This window comes from Agrobacterium tumefaciens, from assembly GCF_017726655.1.
GTDB lineage: Bacteria > Pseudomonadota > Alphaproteobacteria > Rhizobiales > Rhizobiaceae > Agrobacterium > Agrobacterium tumefaciens_B.
On the sequence record NZ_CP072308.1, the window covers coordinates 999,542 to 1,023,848 of the forward strand.

General features: G+C 59.6%; 26 protein-coding genes. 10 read left to right on the plus strand and 16 right to left on the minus strand.

Features of this window, described 5'->3' with window-relative positions; genetic code table 11:
- Positions 1-2: 2 nt before the first annotated feature.
- From vapC to fabD, 9 genes are all read right to left on the minus strand, one after another.
- The gene (gene vapC / locus AT6N2_RS05015) at positions 3-401 is read right to left on the minus strand and encodes a type II toxin-antitoxin system tRNA(fMet)-specific endonuclease VapC (RefSeq protein WP_209088947.1); all 399 of its coding nucleotides are present in this window, start codon (positions 399-401) and stop codon (positions 3-5) included.
- Positions 401-634 (minus strand): type II toxin-antitoxin system VapB family antitoxin, encoded by a 234-nt coding sequence (vapB, locus tag AT6N2_RS05020; protein ID WP_209088950.1) that lies wholly within the window; start codon positions 632-634, stop codon positions 401-403. The genes vapC and vapB overlap by 1 nt, the downstream gene beginning before the upstream one ends.
- A 126-nt stretch (positions 635-760) precedes the next feature.
- Complete coding sequence (gene gmk, locus AT6N2_RS05025; protein WP_063951076.1) at positions 761-1,423, minus strand: guanylate kinase; 663 nt, start codon at positions 1,421-1,423, stop codon at positions 761-763.
- A 4-nt stretch (positions 1,424-1,427) separates the two neighbouring features.
- Positions 1,428-2,315: a YicC/YloC family endoribonuclease gene (locus AT6N2_RS05030; RefSeq protein ID WP_063951075.1), complete on the minus strand. Its 888-nt coding sequence runs from the start codon at positions 2,313-2,315 to the stop codon at positions 1,428-1,430.
- A gap of 67 nt (positions 2,316-2,382) precedes the next feature.
- Positions 2,383-3,603 (minus strand): endolytic transglycosylase MltG, encoded by a 1,221-nt coding sequence (gene mltG / locus AT6N2_RS05035; RefSeq protein ID WP_063951074.1) that lies wholly within the window; start codon positions 3,601-3,603, stop codon positions 2,383-2,385.
- A gap of 323 nt (positions 3,604-3,926) precedes the next feature.
- Positions 3,927-5,189, minus strand: a complete 1,263-nt coding sequence (gene fabF, locus AT6N2_RS05040; RefSeq protein ID WP_144574980.1) for a beta-ketoacyl-ACP synthase II — start codon at positions 5,187-5,189, stop codon at positions 3,927-3,929.
- 223 nt (positions 5,190-5,412) lie between these two features.
- A complete protein-coding gene (locus AT6N2_RS05045) occupies positions 5,413-5,649 on the minus strand; it encodes an acyl carrier protein (RefSeq protein WP_003502080.1) in 237 nt (78 codons plus the stop codon).
- 347 nt (positions 5,650-5,996) lie between these two features.
- A complete protein-coding gene (gene fabG / locus AT6N2_RS05050; protein WP_063951072.1) occupies positions 5,997-6,734 on the minus strand; it encodes a 3-oxoacyl-[acyl-carrier-protein] reductase in 738 nt (245 codons plus the stop codon).
- Between the two features lie 84 nt (positions 6,735-6,818).
- On the minus strand, positions 6,819-7,763 hold the full coding sequence (fabD, locus tag AT6N2_RS05055; protein WP_144574983.1) for an ACP S-malonyltransferase: 945 nt from the start codon (positions 7,761-7,763) through the stop codon (positions 6,819-6,821).
- Positions 7,764-7,987: 224 nt separating this feature from the next.
- On the opposite strand from fabD, the gene AT6N2_RS05060 reads away from it, so the two are divergent.
- The 5 genes from AT6N2_RS05060 to rplI all read left to right on the plus strand — a co-directional run bounded on the left by AT6N2_RS05060 (position 7,988) and on the right by rplI (position 11,724).
- Positions 7,988-9,031 carry an aldo/keto reductase gene (locus AT6N2_RS05060; protein WP_209088953.1) on the plus strand — a complete coding sequence of 348 codons (1,044 nt, stop codon included), beginning with the start codon at positions 7,988-7,990 and terminating at the stop codon, positions 9,029-9,031.
- A 288-nt stretch (positions 9,032-9,319) separates the two neighbouring features.
- Positions 9,320-9,751 (plus strand): 30S ribosomal protein S6, encoded by a 432-nt coding sequence (gene rpsF / locus AT6N2_RS05065; RefSeq protein ID WP_004441041.1) that lies wholly within the window; start codon positions 9,320-9,322, stop codon positions 9,749-9,751.
- A gap of 13 nt (positions 9,752-9,764) precedes the next feature.
- Positions 9,765-10,013, plus strand: a complete 249-nt coding sequence (rpsR, locus tag AT6N2_RS05070; protein ID WP_003502063.1) for a 30S ribosomal protein S18 — start codon at positions 9,765-9,767, stop codon at positions 10,011-10,013.
- A gap of 146 nt (positions 10,014-10,159) precedes the next feature.
- The gene (locus AT6N2_RS05075) at positions 10,160-11,134 is read left to right on the plus strand and encodes a DUF2232 domain-containing protein (RefSeq protein ID WP_209088956.1); all 975 of its coding nucleotides are present in this window, start codon (positions 10,160-10,162) and stop codon (positions 11,132-11,134) included.
- A gap of 14 nt (positions 11,135-11,148) precedes the next feature.
- On the plus strand, positions 11,149-11,724 hold the full coding sequence (gene rplI, locus AT6N2_RS05080) for a 50S ribosomal protein L9 (protein WP_063951069.1): 576 nt from the start codon (positions 11,149-11,151) through the stop codon (positions 11,722-11,724).
- 101 nt (positions 11,725-11,825) lie between these two features.
- Here rplI and AT6N2_RS05085 read toward each other — a convergent pair whose 3' ends face one another.
- Genes AT6N2_RS05085 through AT6N2_RS05095 form a run of 3 tightly spaced genes read right to left on the minus strand, consistent with a single transcriptional unit; the run spans position 11,826 to position 15,097 of the window.
- On the minus strand, positions 11,826-12,893 hold the full coding sequence (locus AT6N2_RS05085; protein WP_063951068.1) for an HlyD family secretion protein: 1,068 nt from the start codon (positions 12,891-12,893) through the stop codon (positions 11,826-11,828).
- Between the two features lie 18 nt (positions 12,894-12,911).
- Positions 12,912-14,645, minus strand: a complete 1,734-nt coding sequence (locus tag AT6N2_RS05090; RefSeq protein WP_209088959.1) for an MFS transporter — start codon at positions 14,643-14,645, stop codon at positions 12,912-12,914.
- Complete coding sequence (locus AT6N2_RS05095; RefSeq protein WP_063951066.1) at positions 14,642-15,097, minus strand: MarR family winged helix-turn-helix transcriptional regulator; 456 nt, start codon at positions 15,095-15,097, stop codon at positions 14,642-14,644. The genes AT6N2_RS05090 and AT6N2_RS05095 overlap by 4 nt, the downstream gene beginning before the upstream one ends.
- A 311-nt stretch (positions 15,098-15,408) precedes the next feature.
- Here AT6N2_RS05095 and AT6N2_RS05100 point away from each other — a divergent pair, with 311 nt between their 5' ends.
- A complete protein-coding gene (locus tag AT6N2_RS05100) occupies positions 15,409-16,905 on the plus strand; it encodes a replicative DNA helicase (protein ID WP_063951065.1) in 1,497 nt (498 codons plus the stop codon).
- A gap of 177 nt (positions 16,906-17,082) precedes the next feature.
- Here the strand turns inward: AT6N2_RS05100 and AT6N2_RS05105 are convergent, their stop codons facing one another.
- The 4 genes from AT6N2_RS05105 to AT6N2_RS05120 form a co-directional block, all read right to left on the minus strand.
- Positions 17,083-18,657, minus strand: a complete 1,575-nt coding sequence (locus AT6N2_RS05105; RefSeq protein ID WP_233282475.1) for an ABC transporter ATP-binding protein — start codon at positions 18,655-18,657, stop codon at positions 17,083-17,085.
- 303 nt (positions 18,658-18,960) lie between these two features.
- A complete protein-coding gene (locus AT6N2_RS05110) occupies positions 18,961-19,263 on the minus strand; it encodes an AzlD family protein (RefSeq protein WP_209088963.1) in 303 nt (100 codons plus the stop codon).
- Positions 19,260-19,964, minus strand: a complete 705-nt coding sequence (locus AT6N2_RS05115; RefSeq protein WP_209088966.1) for an AzlC family ABC transporter permease — start codon at positions 19,962-19,964, stop codon at positions 19,260-19,262. The genes AT6N2_RS05110 and AT6N2_RS05115 overlap by 4 nt, the downstream gene beginning before the upstream one ends.
- Positions 19,965-20,059: 95 nt before the next feature.
- Positions 20,060-20,917 carry an AraC family transcriptional regulator gene (locus AT6N2_RS05120; protein ID WP_209088969.1) on the minus strand — a complete coding sequence of 286 codons (858 nt, stop codon included), beginning with the start codon at positions 20,915-20,917 and terminating at the stop codon, positions 20,060-20,062.
- 158 nt (positions 20,918-21,075) lie between these two features.
- Here AT6N2_RS05120 and alr point away from each other — a divergent pair, with 158 nt between their 5' ends.
- The 4 genes from alr to radA all read left to right on the plus strand — a co-directional run bounded on the left by alr (position 21,076) and on the right by radA (position 24,288).
- Complete coding sequence (gene alr, locus AT6N2_RS05125; protein WP_209088972.1) at positions 21,076-22,251, plus strand: alanine racemase; 1,176 nt, start codon at positions 21,076-21,078, stop codon at positions 22,249-22,251.
- Between the two features lie 65 nt (positions 22,252-22,316).
- Positions 22,317-22,628 carry a type II toxin-antitoxin system ParD family antitoxin gene (locus AT6N2_RS05130; protein WP_209088975.1) on the plus strand — a complete coding sequence of 104 codons (312 nt, stop codon included), beginning with the start codon at positions 22,317-22,319 and terminating at the stop codon, positions 22,626-22,628.
- On the plus strand, positions 22,567-22,875 hold the full coding sequence (locus AT6N2_RS05135) for a type II toxin-antitoxin system RelE/ParE family toxin (RefSeq protein ID WP_233282476.1): 309 nt from the start codon (positions 22,567-22,569) through the stop codon (positions 22,873-22,875). The genes AT6N2_RS05130 and AT6N2_RS05135 overlap by 62 nt, the downstream gene beginning before the upstream one ends.
- A 6-nt stretch (positions 22,876-22,881) precedes the next feature.
- Complete coding sequence (radA, locus tag AT6N2_RS05140) at positions 22,882-24,288, plus strand: DNA repair protein RadA (RefSeq protein WP_063951057.1); 1,407 nt, start codon at positions 22,882-22,884, stop codon at positions 24,286-24,288.
- Positions 24,289-24,307 lie beyond the last annotated feature (19 nt).

A 24,307-nucleotide genomic window follows, 5' to 3' on the forward strand; every position in this document is an offset into this window, starting at 1 on the left:
AACTAGACCCAGTTTTCAACCCGTAAACCGGGCATGCGCACGAACTCGCGCATGTTGTTGGTCACAACAATCAAGCCTTCGCTACGGGCATGACCGCCAATCTGCATATCGTGAGCGCCACAGGGGGTGCCCGCTCTGGCAAGCTCTGCCCTGATCTGACCGTAATGCGAGGCAGCTTTTTCGGCAAAAGGCAGGACCTCAAGCCGAGCACAAAAGTTCTCGACAGCGTTCAGATTATCATGCCGCCGGGCCGACTTCTCCGCACCATAATAAAGTTCGCCAAGCGTGATGCTCGAAATACATAACTCGTCCGCCAAACTGTTGAATTTGTCCCGGAGATCAGGCGGGTATGTCTTCATCACATAGATACAGATGTTCGTGTCCAACATATATCGGAGCATCAGAAGGCTTCTCGCTCTTCCGACGGCGGCTCTTCACGACTGGGCAGAAAATCCTCGGTGACACGCGGACCAGTCAGAAAAAGGTCGTCCCAACGCTTGCCATAGGGTACGATGATACGTGTCAGGCCGACTTTCAGGATTTCCACCTTATGAACGTCGTCTGGAAAAGCGACGTTCTTCGGCAGCCTGACGGCCTGACTGCGATTACTTGTAAATATAGTAGACGTGGCCATGCCTCGACCCTCGTATATCCCAATGGGATATACGTAGCCCCATTTTGTCTATCGTTCAAGGATTTCGGTCATGATTATCGTCTTCACGAGGACGATAAACCCAAGAGTCTAACCTCCATTCTTCTCTCAGAGCTTCGGCTCTTCCTCAAGCAATGACCGTACGAAATCGAACATGCCGTGGCGGCGGTCGCGGCGGACGCGTTCGGCTTTCACGATGGCTTCGACGGCCTCGAAAGCCGCCTGCAGATCGTCGTTGAGGATGACGTAGTCATAGTCTCGCCAATGCTCGATTTCCGCGCGGGAATTGAGAAGCCGGGTCTTGATGACGTCTTCTGTGTCTTCGGCGCGGCGGTGCAGGCGGGACTGAAGTTCGGTCATGGTCGGTGGCAGGATGAAGATCGAGACGACGTCTGCCTTCATCTTGTCCTGCAACTGCTCGGCGCCCTGCCAGTCGATATCGAACAGCATGTCGCGGCCGGCGGCCATTGCATCTTCCACCGGCTCGCGCGGCGTGCCGTAAAAATTGCCGTGAACCTCGGCCCACTCCAGCAACTCCTCATTGTCGCGCATGCGCTCGAAATCGCGCTTGGAGATGAAATGGTAGTGAATGCCTTCGATTTCACTCTGCCGGCGCGCGCGCGTCGTGACACTGACGGAAAGGCTGATGTTTTTGTCCTTTTCGAGCAGGTTGCGCGCAATCGTGGATTTGCCCGCGCCCGATGGCGAAGAGATCACCAGCATCAGCCCCCTGCGGGCAATCGTAACGGGAGAAATATTCGCCGGGGCCATGGGTTTACTCCAGATTTTGGACCTGCTCGCGGAACTGGTCGATAACCACTTTCAGTTCTATGCCTGCTGCGGTTACCGCACTGGCGTTCGATTTGGAACAGATTGTATTCGACTCACGGTTAAATTCCTGTGCAAGAAAATCGAGCTTGCGGCCGACGGGGCCGCCGATCTCCAGCAGCTCGCGGGAAGCCTGCACGTGGGAGCGCAGCCGGTCGATCTCTTCGCGCAGGTCGGCCTTCGTGGCGATCAGCGCTGCCTCGGCATGGAGGCGGTCACGGTCGAGGCCATGCATGCCGTCGCCGATCAGCGCGATCTGCTGTGCAAGTCGTGCTGCGATCTGCTCGGGCTGACGGGAAGGATCGTGTTCGATGATGTCCGCAAGCTGCTCGATGCGGTCGATATGGCCGGAAAGGATTGAGAACAGCGAAGCGCCTTCCCGCTCCCGCATCTCCTTCAGCTTTTCGACGGCCAGGGCAAAGCCGTTGACTACATCCACATTGCGCGCTGCCTGCGCGTCCGCATCGTCTTCCGCCTCGCGGAAATCGACCAGGCCTCTTATCGTCAGCAACGTATCGAAACTCATCGGCTTGTCGTCAACGACACCGCCAAGCTCCTGCTTGAGCGCCAGAACGGCGGCGAGCGCGTCCCGGTTGATCACGGCCTCCAGCCGGTTCTCGGCAATCGCGAGCGTCAGCCCTGCCTGAATATTGCCGCGCGAAAGATGCTCGCTTGCGATTTCACGCAAGGCTGTTTCCAATGCTTCAAGACCGGTCGGCAGGCGCAGGCGCACATCCAGTCCCTTGCCATTCACCGAGCGCAATTCCCACGCCCAGCGGTGACGGCCAGACGTCCCCTCGCTACGTGCAAAGCCGGTCATCGATTGCAATGTCATATCTGCTAACCCCCGTCATGCCATACGAAACCGGGCCCTGTTGGTGACAAGGCCCGGGTGATGATTATCAGTTGTTTGCGGGTTTCTCCGCTTCGGCGCCGCCTGGCTGGCCATCCACGACAACATCGGGACTGGCGCCGGACGCGGCTTTCTCAGCCTCGATCTTGCGCCAGCGGCGCACATTGGCGTTGTGCTCTTCAAGCGTCTTGGCAAACACGTGACCGCCCGTGCCATCGGCAACGAAATAGAGATCGTCGGTGCGCCATGGATTGGCGACCGCCTCAAGCGCTGCCCGGCCCGGATTGGCGATCGGAGACGGCGGCAGGCCCTTGATGACATAGGTGTTGAACGGCGTCTGCTTCTGCAAATCCGACTGATAGATCGGGCGGTCGGCCGGCTTGCCGTCACCACCGAACAGGCCGTAGATGATGGTCGGATCCGATTGCAGGCGCATGCCCTTCTTCAGCCGGTTGTAGAAGACGGACGCGACATGGGCGCGCTCGTCATCCTTGCCGGTTTCCTTTTCGACGATCGAGGCAAGCGTCACAAATTCCTCAACGGTCTTGATCGGCAGATCGGGATCGCGCCGTTCCCAGATCATGTCGATCAGCTTGTCCTGCGCAGCACTCATCTGATTGATGATTTCCTCGCGCTTGGTGCCGCGGGTGAAGCGGTAGGTATCCGGGCGCAGGCTGCCTTCCGGCGGCAAGGTGGCAGGAAGTTCACCATCCAGAACCTCGTCCGCGGCAAGGCGGGCAAACATCTGCTTGACCGTCAATCCCTCGGGCAGCGACACGGAATAAAGGATCGATTTGCCGGATTCGAGAAGGAGGAGAATATCCTTCATCGATGCGCCGGCCTTGATCTCGTATTCGCCGGTTTTCAGCGTCTGGTCCTTCTGCAGATAGCTGCCGGCCATCAGACGGAAAACGCGCGCGTTGGAGATGATGTCGTTACGCTCCAGATTGTTGGCGATCTCGATGAGGCCCGCACCATTGCGCACGGTAAAATGGGTGTTGGTCTCGAGCGGACCAGGCTCCTGAAACGCATTGATCATGTAATAGAAGGCCACGACAGCCAGCACACAGACGGCGACGGCAAGCGTCATCAGGAAGTTCAGGAAGATCACAAGCTGGCCGTGGGCCTTGCGCGAGCGCTTGGGCGGTGCGGGCACTTTTTCCGGCCGCAAGGCTTCCGTCGGGGATTTCGGGATGATCGGGCCGCGATTGCCTTCGGCCGAACCGTTCTGTCCGTATGGTCCCTGGCTGTTCTGGTTCGTGTCGCTCACCGTCGGTCCTTTTCAGTTCGGCGTTGTCAGCGCTTTTTGCGCAGGTAATGCGGCAAAAACAGGTTCGGAATGTCTTCCTGCACCACATGTAGAAATCGTGAAGCCAATCGCTCGGCTTCGCGACCATCGTTTCGGACAAAGCCTGTTGAGGAGGCAGCATGCGGTTGGAGATAACCGCCATCCGCCTCCTGTAAACGACTACAATATCGGCCCGAAAACCGGAACGGCTTTTGCAGGCCGCAAAAGGTTCCTCCAACGGAAGGAACGGTCCTGTCAGCACCCGGTGGGAGGGCGCGAAAGCGGCGGCGCAGCCGCCGCGATAATCAGGCTTCGTAACGGCGCAGCACGAGGGAGGCGTTGGTGCCGCCAAAGCCGAAGGAGTTCGAGAGCGCCACGTTGACCTGTCGCTTGCGCGCCTTGTGCGGCACCAGGTCGATCTTGGTCTCAACATCGGGATTGTCGAGGTTGAGCGTCGGCGGAACGACGTTGTCGCGAATTGCAAGCGTTGCGAAGATCGCCTCGATTGCACCGGCGGCGCCGAGCAGATGGCCGGTGGCCGACTTGGTGGACGACATGGAGATCTTCGATGCCGATTCGCCGACAAGGCGCTCGACCGCACCAAGCTCGATCGTATCAGCCATGGTCGAGGTGCCGTGGGCGTTGATGTAGTCGATATCATCAGGCGTCAGGCCCGCCCGCTTCAGCGCCATCGACATGCAGCGATAGGCGCCTTCGCCGTCTTCGGATGGCGCCGTGATGTGATAGGCGTCACCGGAAAGGCCGTAACCAACCACTTCCGCATAAATCTTAGCGCCGCGCGCCTTGGCGTGCTCCAGCTCCTCCAGAACGACGATGCCAGCACCCTCACCCATGACGAAACCATCGCGGTCGCGGTCATAGGGGCGCGAGGCCTTTTCCGGATTGTCGTTATGCTGGGTGGAAAGTGCCTTGCAGGCGGCAAAACCGGCAAGCGCGATACGGCAAACCGGCGATTCGGCGCCGCCGGCGACCATGACGTCGGCATCGCCAAGCGCGATCAGCCGGGCTGCGTCGCCAATGGCATGTGCGCCGGTCGAGCAGGCGGTCACGACAGCGTGGTTCGGTCCGCGCAGCTTGTGACGGATGGAAACCTGGCCGGATACAAGATTGATCAGACGGCCGGGAATGAAAAAGGGTGAAATGCGGCGCGGGCCCTTGTCGCGAAGCGTATAGCCCGCCTCGACAATGCCTTCCAGACCACCGATGCCGGAGCCGATCAGAACGCCGGTCGCTATCTGGTCCTCGTCGGTTTCAGGATGCCAGTCTGCATCGGCAAGCGCCATGTCGGCGGCAGCCATGCCGTAGAGGATGAAGGGATCGATCTTGCGCTGTTCCTTCGGCTCCATCCAGTCGTCGGCATTGAAGGTGCCGTTGGAACCATCGCCCACCGGAATGCGGCAGGCAATCTTTGCAGGAAGGTCTTCAACTTCGAATTCAGTCACGAGACGGGCGCCATTCTGGCCGGCAAGAAGCCGCTCCCAGGTCACTTCCGTCCCACATCCAAGAGGAGATACCATGCCGGTACCGGTGATAACGACACGCCTCATCGCCAATGCTCCGCCCTTATCCAAATCATCGGTCGTCGCAGCGATCCGGCCAGGCCATGGCCGCAGACCCCGGAACAACCGTAGAAAACGCAGGCATCAAAGCCCGCCGGTTCACGCGTCTGAAATCAACGCCGCAACGGCGTGTTTCGCCCGCACATAAAGCATTGGCCCGGACATGCCGGGCCAAGACGGGAAGATAGTTCACCTTCCCGATGAAGGTCGATCAGGCCTGGGCCTTTTCGATGAACTTGACGGCGTCGCCGACAGTCAGGATCGAGTCAGCTGCGTCGTCGGGGATCTCAACGCCGAATTCTTCTTCGAAAGCCATGACCAGTTCAACGGTGTCGAGCGAATCAGCGCCCAGATCGTCAATGAAGCTGGCGCCTTCAACAACCTTGTCGGCGTCAACGCCAAGATGATCAATTACAATTTTCTTTACGCGTTCTGCGATATCGCTCATGTCGGTTTCCTCGACCTTTATTTTGAAGGGAATGCCTCTCGGCACCCTGCCCTGTTAGAAGCCCTCGTGCGCCGTTCAAATCCGGCACCGCTGGCAAACCCGTTCAACCCGGTCCAAGCTAGACATCGTCACGCAAAACCGCAACGGCTTCCTGTCTCTCCGGGACGACTGTTCACAGTCTTGGCCCGCTTAACATGGTTTCAATCGGTCGAAAAGCCTGAAAACGCGCTAAGCACAGCGTATGACAGGCAATTTCCCCGAAAACCAGCAGCGGGGCCTTGCGGCGCAAGCCACCATAGAAGGTGCTTAAAGAGCGCCGCAATCCATTTATGACGGCCGCAAGGGCGTCAGATCATCGCCATGCCGCCGTTGACGTGCAGTGTCTGGCCGGTCATGTAGCCCGCCTCGTTGGAAGCAAGGTAAAGGACGGCCGATGCAACTTCGGCGCCGGTGCCCATGCGCTTCATGGGAATGGCGCCCATGATCGCGTCTTTCTGCTTGTCGTTCAGCTTGCCGGTCATCGCGCTTTCGATGAAGCCCGGCGCCACGCAGTTGACGGTGACGTTGCGGGTGGCGATTTCTTGCGCCAGCGACTTGGAAAAACCGATCATGCCGGCCTTGGAGGCGCAATAGTTCGCCTGGCCGGGATTGCCGGTAACACCGACGATGGAAGTGATGTTGATGATGCGACCGAAACGGCGGCGCATCATCGGATGCGTCAGTTCGCGCGTCAGGCGGAACATCGCCGTCAGGTTCACTTCGATGACATTGTCCCAGTCCTCGTCGCTCATACGCACGAAAAGGCCATCCTTGGTGATGCCGGCATTGTTGACGAGGATGTCGACGCCTTCCAGCTCGGCTTCGGCCTTTTCGCCGAGCGCCTTGACTTCAGCGCGATCGGCAAGGTTGGCCGGGAAAATCTTGACGCGATCGCCAAGTTCAGCCGCCAGCGCCTCGAGCTTTTCAACGCGCGTGCCGTGCAGGCCGACGGTTGCGCCCTGTTTGTGCAAAAGGCGGGCGATTTCTTCGCCGATGCCGCCGGTCGCGCCGGTTACGAGAGCCTTGCGGCCTGTCAGATCTAACATGTCCTATTCCTTCTTTAGAGCTTCGGACTGAAATTGGTGAGCGTTGTTGCGCCCCGAGAAGTATTGCCGCGGAGGAGTTCCGCCTCAGCTGATAAGCGTGGCGAGAAGCTGGTCGATATCGGCAGCACCGTTGACGGCGACGCCAGTCACCGTCTTGTCGATGCGGCGGGCAAGGCCCGTCAGCACCTTGCCGGAACCGATCTCATAAAGCTGTGTGACGTTGTTGGCAGCGAACCATTCCACCGTCTCGCGCCAGCGCACCTGGCCCGTTACCTGCTCAACCAGGAGGCCGGCGATCTCGTTGGCATCGGAAACGGGAGCGGCGCGCACATTGGCGATGACAGGCACGACAGGATCGTGCTTTTCAACTTTCGCCAGCGCCTCGCGCATCGCGTCTGCCGCCGGCGCCATCAGCGCGGAATGGAAGGGCGCGGAAACCGGCAGCATGATGGCGCGTTTGGCGCCCTTCTCGGATGCGATTGCCGCTGCCTTTTCGACGGCGGCCTTGCTGCCGGAAATAACCAGCTGGCCGCCGCCATTGTCGTTGGCGATCTGGCACACGCCGAGAATGCCGGCCTCGTCGCAAATGGCGGAAACGGCATCGTGCTCAAGCCCGATAATCGCAGCCATTGCGCCCTCACCCACCGGAACGGCGGCCTGCATGGCATTGCCGCGGATGCGAAGCAGACGGGCGGTATCGGCAACCGAGAAGGTGCCGGCGGCGCAGAGCGCCGAATATTCGCCGAGGGAGTGGCCCGCGACATAGGAGACCGTATCGGACAGTTTTAATCCGCGCGCCTCAAGAACGCGCATGACCGCCATGGAGACGGCCATGAGCGCCGGCTGGGCGTTGGCCGTCAGCGTCAGGGTCTCTTCCGGGCCGTTCCACATGATGTCGGAAAGCTTCTGGTCGAGCGCGTCGTCGACTTCCTGAAACACGGCGCGTGCTTCCGGATAGCTATCCGCAAGCTCCTTGCCCATGCCAACAGCCTGGCTGCCCTGACCGGGAAATGTGAATGCAATACCCATGGGATGTCGTCCTTCTTGTCTGGCCTTGCCTCTATTCTTGTCGACTTCCATTCACATTCCCGCCAGCGAAGTCAAGGCTTGAGGCTGTCTGCCGGCCTGGTGTCAGGGGTTTTGTCGTGCTGTTTTCCCCTTTCTTTTCATCATATTTTTTCTTGCACTGCGGCAAATCCCCATTACTTTCACCCCACCTTCCAAACTATCTGGCCAAGCACCGGGACATTTCCATGAAACAGAGACTATTGGGCCGCACGGGTATTTCCGTGTCTGAAATCTGCCTCGGCACCATGACGTGGGGCACGCAGAACACCGAAGCCGAAGCGCATGCGCAGATGGATTACGCCATCGAAAACGGCGTCAACTTCTTCGATACGGCAGAGCTATACCCCACCACGCCCGTTTCCGCCGAAACGCAGGGTCGGACCGAAGAGTATATCGGGACATGGTTTGAAAAGAGCGGCAAGCGCGATCAGGTCGTGCTCGCCACCAAGGTTGCCGGCTCAGGACGCGATTACATTCGTGGCGGTCGCGATATCGATGCCGCCGCGATCCGCGAGGCTGTCGACACCAGCCTCCAGCGCCTGAAGACCGACTATATCGACCTCTACCAAATCCACTGGCCGAATCGCGGCACCTATCATTTCCGTGGCGCATGGAGCTTTGACGCGTCCGGTCAGGATACCAAGCGCACGATCGCCGAAGTCACCGAGAAACTCGAAACGCTCGGCGAACTGGTAAAGGCCGGTAAAATCCGCGCCATCGGCCTTTCCAACGAAAGCGCGTGGGGGACGCAGAAATATATCGACATCGCAGACGCCAGGGGCCTGCCGCGCGTCGCCACCATCCAGAACGAGTATAACCTGCTCTATCGCAGCTTCGATCTCGACATGGCTGAAGTCGCCCACCACGAAAATGTCGGGCTGCTCGCCTATTCGCCGCTGGCGGCAGGGCTGCTGACCGGCAAATACCAGAATGGCGCCCGCCCCGCCGGCTCACGCGGCACCATCAACCAGGACCTCGGCGGCCGCCTACAGCCGCATCAGGAAGCCCCGGTCAAGGCCTATCTGGAGCTTGCCGCCCAGCATGGCATCGATCCGGCAAAACTCGCCATCGCCTTCTGCCTGACGCGCCCCTTCATGGCCTCCGTCATCATCGGCGCCACCACCATGGAGCAGCTGAAGACCGATATTGCGGCTGCGGATGTGACGCTTTCGGATGAGGTGCTAAAGGCCATCGCAGCGATCCACCGGCAGTATCCGATGCCGATCTGACGATGAAACGGCGCGCTTATTCGCCTCCGCCCTTGCATTCCGGGCAAAAATCCGTATAAGCGCGCTGTTCACAACACTCGGTCCAATTGGCTGGTGGCTGAACGGAGGGCTGGTTCCGGTGACGGAACAGCAGGAACCATAAGGTTTTTCCGGCCTCCCGTGTCTCCGCTCTCGACCGTCTCGAACAACGCTTTTCTTGCTTTAAGGCTTACGCCTTTTCAGGAGCAGTCGTTGAGGCTTAGCGCCGTTGCCGGGTGAAGGACGAAACGCAAGAAAGGCAAAGCTTAAATGGCTCTTTACGAACACATCTTCCTTGCCCGGCAGGATATTTCTGCCCAGCAGGTCGACGCACTTGTCGAGCAGTACAAGGGCGTTATCGAATCGTTCGGCGGCAAAGTCGGACGCATCGAGAACTGGGGTCTGAAGTCCCTCACCTACCGCATCAAGAAGAACCGCAAGGCTCACTACGCTCTCATGGACATCGACGCTCCGGCGGCCGCCATCCACGAAGTCGAGCGCCAGATGCGCATCAACGAAGACGTTCTTCGCTACATGACCATCGCCGTCGAAGCCCACGAAGAAGGCCCGTCCGCGATGATGCAGAAGCGCGATCGTGACGACCGTCCGCGCCGCGATGGCGACCGTCCGGACCGTGGCCCGCGTGAAGATCGCGGTCCCCGCGAAGACCGTCCGCGCCGTCCGCGCGAAGACCGTGCATAAGGAGAATTGACCAATGGCTGACGCATCCTCTTCCCAGGCACGCCGCCCGTTCCACCGCCGTCGCAAGACGTGCCCCTTTTCCGGCGCAAACGCTCCGAAGATCGATTACAAGGACGTACGTCTCCTGCAGCGCTACATTTCTGAGCGCGGCAAGATCGTTCCTTCCCGCATCACGGCCGTTTCCCAGAAGAAGCAGCGCGAACTCGCCCAGGCGATCAAGCGCGCCCGTTTCCTCGGCCTTCTGCCCTACGTCGTAGCGTAATGAATTGAAGCGAGGCTGCGCTCGGCGCGGCCTCGCTTTTCCAGATCCTTCCGCGTTGGGCGCGGATCGATACCATAAAACCCATGTTGGGGATGAGGCTCTCAGGAGCGATCCTCTAACTGCTTAAGTTTCAGCAGGACAGCGAAGTGCAAAAGTTCAACCAGACAGTGCTGATAGCAGGCGTTCTCGCCGGCATATGCGCCGCGTTTCTGACGCTTGGCGCCACCGCACAGTCGTCTTTTTCCTTCCTGCTTTATGCCGGTTCCGCCATGCCGATCCTCGTCGCAGGCATGGGCTGGGGCAATCGCGCAGCTATCGTTGCCATCGTCACCGCCGCCATTATCGGCGCGCTGGTGATGTCGCCGCTTTTTGCCCTGACGATCGCGATCTTTACGCTGATCCCGGCGGGTTGGCTTTCGCATCTGGCCAATCTGGCGCGCCCGGCCTCCGAACTTGGCGGACCGGATGACCTGCTTGCCTGGTATCCCCTGTCCGGCATCGTGCTGCACCTGTGCATTCTGATTTCGGTCGCCGTCGTCATTCTCGGGTGGATGATCGGCTACGGGCCTGATCTCGTCGCGCGTCTGATAGACGTGATTATGACCTCGGTTCAGAACAGCGAACCGCTGTTTGAACCCGATGTCGAGGGGCTGGCGCGGGCGAAGTCCATGTTTGTCCTGACGCTGCCGATCGTTCAGGGTGGTCTCTGGGTTATCCTTCTGTTTGCGGCCTATTATTTCGCGACCCGGTTGGTCGGCGCCTTCGGCAAGGGTCTGCGCCCGCGCGAGGATATTCCGGCCGCATTGCGCATGCATCGCAACGCGATCTTCATTTTCCTCGCAGGCATTCTTGCAATGTTTTTCGGCGGTGTCGCGGCCATGGTCGGCGCAGTCGTCTGCGGCACCTTCGGCGCGGGCTTCCTGATGGCGGGTTACGCCTCGCTGCATAAAAAAGCGCGCGGAAAGGACTGGCGCCTGCCAGTTCTCATCCTCGCTTATCTCTCGGCGGTCTTTGTCTTTCCGCTGTTCATCATTCTCGTGTTCGGCCTCAGCGACGTGCGCAGCACGATCTCCCTGACGCCGGCACGGAAAACAGACACTACGAACGAAACCAACAACTAGAAAGGATCAAGAAGATGGACGTTATTCTTCTCGAACGCATCAACAAGCTCGGCCAGATGGGCGAAACCGTCAAGGTTCGCGACGGCTATGCCCGTAACTTCCTGCTGCCGCAGGGCAAGGCGCTGCGCGCCAACGCTGCCAACAAGACCCGTTTCGAAACCGAGCGCGCAACGCTCGAAGCTCGTAACCTTGAGCGCAAGTCGGAAGCCCAGAAGGTTGCCGAAGCCCTCGAAGGCAAGTCCTTCATAGTTGTCCGTTCGGCTGGCGAAACCGGTCAGCTGTACGGTTCCGTTGCTGCCCGCGACGTCGTTGAAATCCTGGCTGCCGAAGGCTTCAACATCGGCCGCAACCAGGTCGAGCTGAACACGCCGATCAAGACCATCGGTCTGCACAACGTTACCCTTCACCTGCACGCCGAAGTCGAACTGCAGGTCGAGCTGAACGTTGCCCGTTCGGCTGAAGAAGCTGAGCGTCAGGCCAAGGGCGAAAGCCTCACCTCCGCTGACGCCATCTACGGCGTTGACGAAGACGCGCTGCGTCCGGAAGACTTCTTCGACCCGGAAGCCGACAACGACGGCGACGACGAGTAAGATCTGGCCTAACGGTCAAAAGAAAACCCCGGATGGCGACATCCGGGGTTTTTTGTTTGTTGGGTCGTGGAGAGTATGCGGAGAGGCACTCCGGAGCGAGATTACCTCGCCGCCGTCTCCGCCCCATCAGGTGCCTTGGCCTTGTCCACATGCACCACCACGGACATGCCCGGCGAAAGCTCCGCGGCCAGCGGCTGATCCGCGTCTATGGCGATGCGGACACCGAGGCGCTGGGCGATCTTGACGAAGTTGCCGGTCGCATTGTCAGGCTTGATGACGGCGAATTCCGAACCCGTCGCGGGGGAGAAGCGCTCGACGTGGCCGGTCAACTTGCGGCGATGCAGCGCATCGACGGAGATCGTCACCGGCTGGCCGACCTGCATGCCGGCGAGCTGGGTTTCCTTGAAATTGGCGATGACCCAGACATCATGCGGCACGACGGCCACGAGCTGCGTCCCGGCGGTGACATATTGGCCGGTGCGGACCCCGACTTCGCCCAGCCTGCCGTCCACGGGCGCGTGGATTTCGGTATTGGCAAGATCGATGCGCGCGAGTTCGACCGCGGCTTCGGCGTTCGCGACAGCGGCCTGCAGCGAGCTACGGTTGACGATGATCGTCTGCAGGTCCTGCCGGGACACTTCCAGCGCCGCCTTTGCCTGCGATAGCGAGGCCCTCGCCTTTTCCAGCGCGGCATGAGCCTCTTCCTGGAGGCTGGAGGTTCCGACACCGCTCTTGATCAAGTTGTCCTGCCGGTCGGAAGCAAGCTGCGCCTGTTTCAGCGACGCCTCGGCACTGTCGACGGCCGCTTCACTGGAGCGGATATTGGCGTTGGCGGCATTTTCCTGCTGACGGGAATTATCGAGCGCCGCCTTGTGCGTATCGAGCGTTGCTTCCGCCTGCGCCTGCTTCTGGCGGTAGATGCGGTCATCGATCTTGGCGAGCAACGCGCCCTGCTTGACTTCCTGATAATCCTTGACCGGCACATCCACGACATAACCGCTGACCTGCGGGCTCATGGTGGTGACATAACCACGCACGAAGGCGTTGTCGGTCATTTCGACGGTGGAGAGGAACGGCGGCAGCCGCCAGGCATAGAGCACAAGCGCCACGCCGGCGATGCCGCCGAGCAACACAAGGATGGAAACGGGGGTAAAAAACTTCTTCAGCATGATGTCACTCTTGGATGTTCAAGACTGGGCCGCTGGTGCGGCATCGGCATTTCCAGAAAGAAGAGGCCAGATGCGTCGCCAGGCAAGATGGATTAAAAGGAAGGCAAGCGCCAGCGCTGAGACAACCGATATCAGCAGGAATGTATCGTTGTAGGCAAGCACATAGGCTTCCCTGCTGACCTGTTGACCAAGCAGCGCCAGACCTTCCGCCCTCAGCAGGGCGGGATCGGTGATCACATGGCTGTAAGCCCCAGACAGCTGCGAGACACGCTGGGCAACGAGTGGGTTGGTCAGAAGAATATTCTCTACCAGGACGTTGGAGTGGAATTTCTCCCGCAGCGTCACGAAGCTGCCAAGCAGACCCGTCATCAGCATCGAGCCGGTGATTTGCGTGAACAGAAAGATGGTGATGAAGTTCACCAGATAGGGTGCGCCCCTGGCGAGGGCCGCACCAAAGCCCTTGGCCATGACGGGCGGCAGGAACATGGCAGCGCCGAACGCAATCATCATCTGGCTGAGATACATCTGCTCCGGGCGGGTCAGATTGCTCGACTGGCTGTCCATGAAGGAGCCTGCCGCGATCAACGTCAGCGCGATGACGTGCGCGGTATCGACATATTTCGTCAACATCAGCCAGGCGCAGGCCGCACCGCCCAGGACAGTGGCCAGCAGCACCAGCGCGTAGAGCGTGATCGTCTGGTCATTGAGAAGGCCGAGCTGCTGGTAAAAGCTGACAGCTGTTGACGACTGTTCCGACGATATTCCCCTGTAAACCAGCAGAACTGCAATGGCATGCAGATTGGTTCTGGAGAATATCCAGCGCAGGTCGAGCAGCGGGTTCTTGCGCGGGAGTTCGATGAAAGCCATCAGCGTCAAAAGCGCAATCGAGGTCGCAAGCAATGCGCCAAGCCACCAGGTTTCGAACCACCAATAAAACCGGCCGAGCGTCAGCATGACCGCGAGGCAACCGAGACCGCCGGCGAACAGCAGGTAGCTCAGAATATCCATGCGCTCGATAACCTTCGCGCGGGGCGGCGGGGTGACCTTGAGGACATAGATCATCGCAAGCGATATCAGCGCAAAACCAACTTCCATCGAATAAAGGGCATTCCAGCCGTCGATGGCCAGAAGCGATGGCGACACCATGCGCGCAATCGGCGCCGACAACAGCGTGCCCGTCAGCGCGATGCTGAAACCGAGCGAGAATTTCCGGGCGGGCGGAAAAGCCTCCAGAATATAAAGGAAGCCGAGCGAGGAAATCGGTGCCGCGGCCATGCCGCTGATGAAGCGGATGACGATTGCCGAATGCAAATCCGTGACGAAAAGGTTGAGGCAGTTGGCGATCACAAAGGCGACGATCGACAGTTCCGCAAAGGGCCGCAGGCCATATTGCGCCCTGACCTTGAACAGCGCGATGGAAAAGGTCGCATAGGGCGCCATATAGGCGGCGGAGAGCCAGGCAACCTCTGCAACTGTAGCGGAAAACTCTCCCTGCAGCTGATAGATATTGGCCATGACGAGGTTCATGCCGAGGCCCTGCGTGATGAAAAAGCACAGGCCGGCGAAGATGAAGCAGAGACGCAGCCACAGCGGCCGCTCCGGCTGGACAGGCGCTGCCGGGGCGGGCTGTGGGGCCTGCGCAGCCGCAACGTCGTCCTGCCGCGCAGCGGCAGGGTCAGCCTGCGTGATCACGGGATCGGGCGCTTTTTCGAGCCTCGCATCATCATCATTCTGGGACACGATGGTGCTCATGGCTGCGCCCTCCCCGTTGCAAGCTGGTGCAGGTTTGCCGACAGGCGGCGCATGACATCCAGTGCCATCGCCAGATCCTGCGATGAAATGTCGGCAGCGATTTCCGAACGCAGCGATTTCGCCATCGCCTGTACAGTCTCGGAGGTCTTCTCACCTTCGGCCGTCATATGAATGCGTTTTGCCCGGCGGTCATTTTCGTCCGAGCGACGCTCGATCAGATTCTGCTTCTCCATTCCATCAAGCACCCGCACCAGCGTCGGTGTTTCGATTTCCATTTCTTCGGCCAATTCCGTCTGTGTCAGCGGTCCGCGCCGCGAGAGCGCAAAGAGCGCGCGCGCCCGTGCCAGCGTCAGCCCGCTCTCCGCCACCCGCGCGTCGAAGAACGCACGCAGTTTGCGGGTGAAAGCGGAGACTTCATCCAGAAGCTGTTCCTTGTCGGTCTCGCGGGACATTTCAGCAAGCCTTATAATTAGCACACTACTTATTTTCTGCCTATTTATTCGTATGCCTGATGAATTTCAAGTTTCTTTCATGCCGGGTCTGCCATGCGGTAAACTCATGGCAGCGAATCACGTTGCCGGGAATTTTTCCCGCCCCCTGTCCCCTCCCCCTGTGGATTGCTGGGGACAAGTGAAGATGTGATCGAGCGCCATGGGGCAGACGTCAGCCTGCCATAGAGTGTTGCAACAATATCATTGACTGCCGTGCCCCAGGAAGCCAAAGCCTGAGGTGTAAGAAAAGGCAAAGGGAGATCGCGCAAACCATGAACGACGCTGTGAGAAAGATCACCCCCGCGCAACCGGCGGAACCGCATTACCGCGAAGCGCCCAACAACATTGAAGCGGAGCAGGCGCTGCTGGGCGCCATCCTCGTCAACAACGACGCCTATTACCGCGTGTCGGACTTCCTGAAGCCCGTGCACCTCTATGAGCCGCTGCATCGCAAGATCTTCGAGGTGGCCGGCGACATCATCCGCATGGGCAAGACCGCCAATCCGGTAACCATCAAGACTTTCCTTCCCGCCGACGATAAGATCGGCGACCTGACGGTGGCGCAGTACCTCGCCCGTCTTGCAGCGGAAGCCGTTTCCATCATCAACGCGGAAGATTACGGCCGGGCTATCTACGATCTCGCGCTGCGCCGTGCGTTGATCCAGATCGGCGAAGACGTCGTCAACATCGCCTATGACGCGCCGCTCGACATGCCACCGCAGGCGCAGATCGAAGACACGGAGCGCCGCCTGTTCGAGCTGGCGGAAACCGGCCGTTACGACGGCGGCTTCCAGTCCTTCAACGACGCCGTTGCCCTGGCGATCGATATGGCGGGTGCCGCCTTTGAACGCGACGGCAATCTCTCCGGCATCTCCACCGGCATCCACTCGCTCGATGCCCGGATGGGCGGGTTGCAGCGTTCCGACCTTATCGTTCTTGCGGGTCGTCCCGGTATGGGCAAGACCTCGCTCGCGACCAACATCGCCTATAACATTGCTGCATCTTACGAGCAGGAAGTGCAGCCCGACGGCTCGTACAAGGCCAAGAATGGCGGCGTTGTCGGCTTCTACTCGCTCGAAATGTCGTCCGAACAGCTGGCGACCCGTATCATTTCCGAGCAGACGGAAGTGTCATCCTCGAAAATCCGCCGCGGTGACATTACCGAGGCTGATTTCGAAAAGCTCGTCGCCTGCTCCCAGATGATGCAGAAGGTGCCGCTTTACATCGACCAGACCGGTGGTATCTCGATTGCCCAGCTTTCCGCCCGTGCCCGCCGCCTGAAGCGCCAGCGCGGCCTCGATGTTCTCGTGGTCGACTACGTTCAGCTGATGACCGGCTCCGGCAAGAGCGGTGAAAACCGCGTGCAGGAAATCACCCAGATCACCACCGGCCTGAAGGCGCTGGGCAAAGAACTCAACGTTCCGATCATCGCGCTCTCACAGCTCTCCCGTGCGGTGGAAAGCCGCGAAGACAAGCGCCCGCAGCTCTCCGACCTGCGTGAATCGGGCTCGATCGAGCAAGACGCCGACGTGGTGCTCTTTGTGTTCCGCGAGGAATATTACGTCAAGAACATGGAGCCGCGCGATGTCTCCGACCCGAAATATGCCGAATGGGAAGCCCTGTTCGACAAGGTCAAAGGCACAGCCGACGTCATCATCGCCAAGCAGCGCCACGGACCGACCGGCACGGTGAAACTCGCCTTCCAGTCCGAGTTCACCCGCTTCACCGACCTCGCCGATCCGAGCTTCAGCCAGTATGAAGAGCATTGAACGGGGATGGGGCTCAGGTTGACCCGGCCGTAAGTCTTTGTACTGAAGTCGCCAGGCGACTTGCGGGCGGCATTCGATAAAACAGACAGATTGAGGGTGTGCGACGCGCCCTTGCAATCCGGATGTGCGCCAAGCATTTACCGCCAGGCAACCGCGCCGCAGCGGCTTGGAATCTTTTCAAACGCCTGCGGCGCGGGGCTCGGGTGTAGATGGATCGCGGCCGGCCGGCAACACGATCACCTGATCCGCCTCGCGGATACTGCTTTGGCGATGCGTAATGGCAATTATCGTCACGTCGCTGTCGACGACGCGCAGCTGATTCATGATCTCGCGTTCGGTCTCCTCGTCAAGCGCGGAACTGGCCTCATCGAGAAGCAGGATCGTCGGCTCCGCATAAAGCGCGCGCGCAATCGCCACACGCTGGCGTTCGCCGCCCGATAGTTTCAAGCCTCTCTCACCAACGATGGTGTCGAATCCATCCGGCATTTCTTCGATGCGGGTGAGAATGGCAGCGCGCTGGGCCGCGCGGCGCAATCTCTCTTCGTCCGGCACCCGACCCAGAATAATATTACTGCGCAGCGTATCGTTGAGTAACTGAACCTCCTGAGGCACGATGCCGGCGGCGGCGAACCAGTCTTCGCGAGAAATGGTGGAAAGATCTGCGTCGTCGACGGTGATGCGGCCTTGCTGCGGTGCCATCGTCTTCTGCAGCAGTTTGAACAGGGTCGATTTGCCCGATCCGGTTTCACCGGTGATGAAGGTCAAGCGACCGGGTGCGGCGGTAAAAGAGACGCCATCAACACCACGACCGTTGGCGTAACGAAAACCGACCCCTTCAAGCCTGAGTGTGCGCATCGTACCCCTAGGCGCGCTTGACCCGGACGACACCTCTTCGTCGGGCGCGTGCCACATCTGCGCATAAGGCCCAAATTGAGCGAGCGCCCGGGCGGTCTCGGAGATCGAATGTCCGATGAGTTCGAATGGTACGTTGAGCTGCAACAACAGAGTGTTGAAAAGAACGATGTCGCCGATCGACAGCGCGCCCGCCTGGTATCGCGGCAGCAGAAGATAGAAACCGATGATAATCTGGATTCCCAGCGCCAGGGAAATAGTCAAGACGAACCCGATCCGACGGAGCGAATAAAGCCGCCAGTTCCGGTAGATCAGCCCGGCGCTCTCGGCAAAACGACGTTTCATCCAGACGTTGCTGCCGGTGTGTCGCAAAGGCTCGATCATGGAAATGGCGTTGCCGACAAAGCCGGCATTATCCTGTCCGGCGTCCATGGCTTGCTCGAGATAAGGCGTTGTCAGGCGATTGGATGCGAGTGTCAGGGCAACGAAAATGACCCCATAGGCGACGACGATCAGCACCAGATCGGCGCTCAGCACGGCCCCCATGAGTAGGATACTCAGCAAAAATGTCGCCATGCCGGGAATGAAAGAAATCAAACCGATCTGCATGAGCGTGGAGGCTGACGAAGCGCCGCGCGCCTGTGCGGATTGTATCTCCACCGGATTATGATCGTTGAAAAAAGACGGGTGTTTGTGGACGATGCGATCAAAGAAGCTGGTTGAAGCAACAAGCTCAAGACGTTCCGCGTGGATGACAGTGAGATATTGTGTCGAGCGCTCGAGGCCCGAAGCCAGCGCTGTCAAAATGGCGTAAAGCGCAAAGCCCAGCATCCATTGCTTCGGATCGTCAGGCAGATCATCGATGAGGCGTGAAAAGAGATAGGGCGCAGCTGCACTCAATGACGCGCCGATGAGAATCGAAACAAGCAGCAAACATATCGATGGCCACGAGGTTCTAAGGTCCTCAGCATAAATGCTGGAGAGCGGACCAATCACAATATGCTGCTTGCCCACTGTCACTCTCCCCTGCCTGAGCCGACTGAAAGCTATCAAGCAGGTGCATAGCGATACAAAATCGACACCTCAAGGGCTTTGAGGCGGTCGATTTGTAGATTGTATTTCAGGCATAATAGATCTTGCGGTCGTCGCGAAGTCTTTGCGATTGAGGACCCCAAATCTTTTCAACATCTTTCGCCATTTCCCTCACAAACCGATTCCGCGCAGCAGCGCCACCGAGAGGATGCCCAATCCTGCTGCCGGCAGCAGGCTTAGGCGTAGAGCGGCGACAGCGGTGATGGCGCAGGCCATGGTTTCGGCAGGACCGCTGGCGAATGCGGTGGGCGTAACGACGGCCATCAGGACCGCTGGGGGCACTACGCCAAGCGCCATTTTCAGGCGCGGTGTCAGGTTGAAATGGTTAACCAGCAGCAGACCGCCGAGGCGTGTCGCGACGGTTGCCGCCGTCATTGCAAGGATGGTGAAGAACGTGTTTGGATCGAGCGTCATGCGGGCTGTTCCATCTCTTGCCCATGGGCAAAGGCGGCCACGGCGAGCCCGGCGACGGCACCAGCCGCGATATACCAGGCGCCGGGCAGCAACGCATGGGTGAGATAGGCGGCTGAGGCGCTGGCCAGCAGAACAAGGCCGGTCTCCCTGCCCTTCCAGAAGCCCATCAGCAACACGATGAAGACTGCTGGAAAAGCAAAGTCCAGGCCTGTAGCCGACATGTCGCCGACAACGGAGCCGAGCAACGCACCCGTCACTGTCGCGAGGTTCCACACGAGATAGATGGACAAGGCGGCGCCGGCAAAAAAGGCAGCGCTCAGTTTGCCAGTGATAACGCGGAATTCTGCAAGAGCCCAGGATTCATCCGTCAGCACCAGCATGGCCGCGTATTTTCTCCAGCCTTTGAAGTCATCCAGCTTGCCCGCAACCGAAGCACTCATCAGCACGTGGCGAAGATTGACCAGCAATGCTGCGAATCCGAGCCCACTCCAGCTTGCCGGATGTGTCCACAGATCCATGGCGACGAACTGTGAGCCGCCGGCAAAGACAAGCAGCGACATCAGGGACGCCTCAAGAGGCGACAGGCCCTTGCCGATGGCGGCGGCGCCAAAAACCACGCCGATCGGCACCATGGCGACCAGCAATGGTGCGGCGGCCCTCAACCCTTCGATAAATTCGGCGCGTTTTTGCGGTTTCGACATGGCATTCTCCCTTTCAGGCGAAGGGGATAACGCCGAGGCTGGTGTTCGGTCTTGAACAAAAGTGATGTCGCAAGAGGAAGGGTCCCGAAAAAATATCATCCCATCCTGAACTGCCCCGGCGTGACGCCGGTGCGAGCCTTGAAATGGCGGGTGAAGTGCGCCTGATCGGCAAAACCACACATTGCTGCCACCTCCGCTGGCATCTCGCCTGCGCGTAGAAGCCGGCGCGCACGTCGGATGCGGACATCCGTCAGAAAAGCGTGCGGGGTGATATGGAACTCCTTGCGAAAGGCGCGGATGAGATGAGCGCGACTAAGGCCCGCAATGGCAGCAAGTTCCTCCAGGCCGATATCGGTTTCGTAATTGTCGGAAAGATAGTCGCGCGCGGCGTAAACTGCCGTTTTCTCGCGCGTCTTGACCGGCAGGATAATGGCGCTGCCATGCCTGCCGAAAACGGCGGCAAGGACGGAGAACATGCCCTCGTCCGCCTCCAGCGCCCCGGTTATGGCTTCCAGTCGACGATGCGCCATCTGAAAGGCCGCTGCCATATGCGGGTCATAGGGAAGAAATTTCGGGAAGGAGGGCGTACCGTGAAAGGTCCTCCCGGTCACATCCTCGATGATGTCGCGCAAGAGTTCTATATCCGGGTAGATCATCCGGTAGCGATAACCGCCCCCACCCGGGGCACCGTCGTGAATCTCATCCGGGTTGATGAGGTAGAGGTTTCCCGGCCCCGTCTGTTCGGTGGTTCCCTGAATCGTGGAAATCTGCGAGCCGCTTTCGATCGCGCCGATCGAAAACGTGTCGTGCGCGTGCGGCGAATATTCATGTGTTAGAAACGTAGCGCTCAGGCATTCCATGCCGCCAAAACGTCGGTCACGCCAGAACCGGGTGGTCTCTGTCGTGGCGACGGGCATGAAATCAAGGGCCTGTTCCTGCGAAACATGATGCATGAGAAAATTTTAGAACATTCCGCGCTGACCGTCTTGAACAAAAGTGATCGACCTTATCACAGCTTGGGTCAAAGCCTGGCGCCTTGCAAAAATCGGTAACGGTTTGTCCGCCGATGCTGTAGGGTCCCGACCCGTTCAAGATCAACCGGACGCATGGCATGACAGACGACTTCGAAGACAGCTTCCCCGAACACGAAACAGACGCCTTCGAGCACGCGCCACTGCGGCTCACCGTCGATCTCGGTGCTCTCGCCGATAATTGGCGGGACATGAAAAGGCGCTCCGGCAGGGCGCGGACCGCGGCTGTCGTCAAGGCCGATGCTTACGGCCTTGGCATCGAGGATTGCGGTGCGACCCTTTATCATGCGGGCGCGCGCGATTTCTTCGTGGCGACGGTCGCCGAGGGCGCGACCCTGCGCTCCTATGCGCCGGAGGCACGCATCTTCGTGCTGTCGGGCGTCTGGCAGGGGCAGGAACGGCAGGTCTTCGACAATGATCTGGTGCCGGTCCTCGCCTCCGAGGAGCAGCTCTCCTTCTGGATGGCAACGGTCGCCGAGCGTGGCGATCACCCCTGCGCGCTGCATGTGGACACCGGTTTCAACCGGCTCGGCCTGCCGCTTGAGGACGCACTTTTCCTTGCCGACGACGTGACACGTCCGGCAAGCTTCGATCCGGTTCTCGTGCTGTCCCACCTCGCCTGCGGCGATACGCCATCGGCGCCGATGAACAGGGCACAGCTTGAATCATTCCGAAAGGTTAGCGCCGCTTTCGAAGGTATTGAATCAAGCCTTTCGGCTTCCGCTGGTATCTTTCTCGGTCCCGATTATCATTTTGACCTCACCCGCCCCGGCATCGCACTTTATGGCGGCGAAGCGGTGAACGACGTCGCCAATCCCATGCGTGCCGTCGCCAAGGCCGAGGCACGCATCATCCAGATTCGTGAGGCGGGCGAAGGCCAGACCGTCAGTTATGGCGGGACTTTCCTGCTGAAACGCGCAAGCAGGCTTGCCATTGCTTCCGTCGGTTATGCGGATGGTTATCAGCGCTCGCTGTCCGGTTCGGGCATCCCGCTACGCGACATGGGCCATGGCGGCGCTTACGGCGTGGTCAACGGCCACAGGGTGCCGGTGGCCGGCCGCGTGACCATGGATCTCACCATTTTCGACGTCACCGATGTGCCCCGCAATGCCATTCGCGCCGGCGATTACATCGAGCTTTTCGGTCCAAACGTGCCCGTAGACGAGGTCGCTCGCGCGGCGGGAACGATCGGCTACGAGATGCTGACAGGGCTCGGCCTTCGGTATGAGCGGCAATATCTGATGGCCGACGACTGAGAGCCGCCTTTAGCGCTTGGAAAGCCGACGCGACCTGTGCTAAAAGAGAACAAAAGGAGATCGAAATGCCCGACATCCATTTGAGCGAGCAGGACGAGAAGTTCATCGAAGAGCAGGTGGCGGCTGGTATCTTCAAGGATGCGGACGCGGTGGTATCCGCCGGTTTGCGCCTGCTCGGCAGTAATGAAGGTAAGCTCGTAGAGCTTCAGCGGCTGATCCAGGAAGGGCTGGACGATGTGGAAGCCGGCCGGGTGATGGAATTTTCCACGGCGGATGATTTAACCGCACATATCATAAAGCTCGCGGGGGAACAGAATGAAGCGAAGGCGTCTGGTGGTCACCGCACGGGCACTGGACGATCTTCTCGCCGATCATAATTATATCGCGCGATTCAATCCCGTTGCTGCTAGGCGCTTTCTGGAAGACATCAACGTCAAAATGATCTCGCTGGCGCGATACGGGATAACAGGTGTGCCTCGGAGCTTCGCGCCGAATTTGCGGGCTTTCCCCTATCGTGATCGATGCATCTATTTCATCGTCGACGACAAGAAGATGTGTGTGCTGCGCGTGCTGCACGGCCATCAAAACATTTCCGCCGACGATTTCAAACAAGAAGAAAACTGACAAAACATGGCCAAAGCCAAGACTCAATTCGTGTGCCAGAACTGTGGTACGGTGCATAACCGCTGGGCGGGAAAATGCGAAGGCTGCGGCGAATGGAATACCATCGTCGAAGAGGACCCGATGGGCGGCATCGGCTCCGGGCCGGGCAAGGCGCCCAAGAAGGGCCGGCCTGTCACGCTCACCTCACTTTCAGGTGAAATCGAGGAGGCGCCGCGCATCCCGACCGGCATCAGCGAACTCGACCGGGCGACCGGCGGCGGTTTCGTGCGTGGCTCAGCCGTCCTGATCGGCGGCGACCCGGGCATCGGCAAATCGACGCTCCTCATGCAGGCGGCGGCCGCCCTTTCGCGGCGCGGCCATCGCATCATCTATGTCTCGGGCGAAGAGGCGGTGGCGCAGGTGCGCTTGCGGGCGCAACGTCTCGGCGCTGCTGACACCGATGTGCTGCTGGCGGCGGAAACGAATGTCGAGGACATTCTGGCCACGATCTCCGAGGGCAAGCGGCCCGATCTCGTCATCATCGATTCAATCCAGACCCTGTGGAGCGATACGGCCGATTCCGCTCCCGGCACGGTGACGCAGGTGCGCACCGGCGTGCAGGCGATGATCCGCTTCGCCAAGCAGACGGGTGCGACCATGGTGCTTGTCGGCCATGTTACCAAGGAAGGGCAGATCGCCGGGCCGCGCGTGGTGGAGCATATGGTCGATGCCGTGCTCTATTTCGAGGGAGATCGCGGCCACCATTACCGTATCCTTCGCACCGTCAAAAACCGCTTCGGACCGACCGATGAGATCGGCGTCTTCGAAATGTCGGATCGCGGCCTCAGGGAAGTGTCCAATCCATCGGAACTGTTTCTAGGGGAACGCAACGAAAAATCACCAGGCGCTGCGGTTTTTGCCGGCATCGAAGGCACCCGCCCCATACTGGTCGAGGTTCAGGCACTTGTCGCGGCGACATCGCTCGGCACGCCGCGCCGCGCGGTCGTCGGCTGGGACAGTTCCCGCCTCGCGATGATTCTTGCCGTACTGGAGGCGCATTGCGGGGTGAAGCTTGGCCAGCACGATGTCTATCTCAACGTCGCGGGTGGCTACCGTATTTCCGAACCGGCCGCCGATATGGCGATTGCGTCTGCGCTGGTTTCCTCGCTTGCCGGTCTTGCCCTGCCCGCCGATTGCGTCTATTTCGGCGAAATCAGCCTGTCGGGTGCGGTGCGCCCGGTCTCGCATACCGGCCAGCGTTTGAAAGAAGCGGAAAAACTCGGCTTCTCCGCCGCACTTCTGCCTTCTGCTTCGGCTGAATTGCCGAAAGGCGGCAAAGGGCGCTGGACGGAAATTGAAAGCCTTCCGGACCTCGTGGCCCGCATCGCCGGCTCCGGCAACCGGTTCAAACAGGTTGAGGACGACGAATATTGATCCTTTCGCCAAGGGAAAC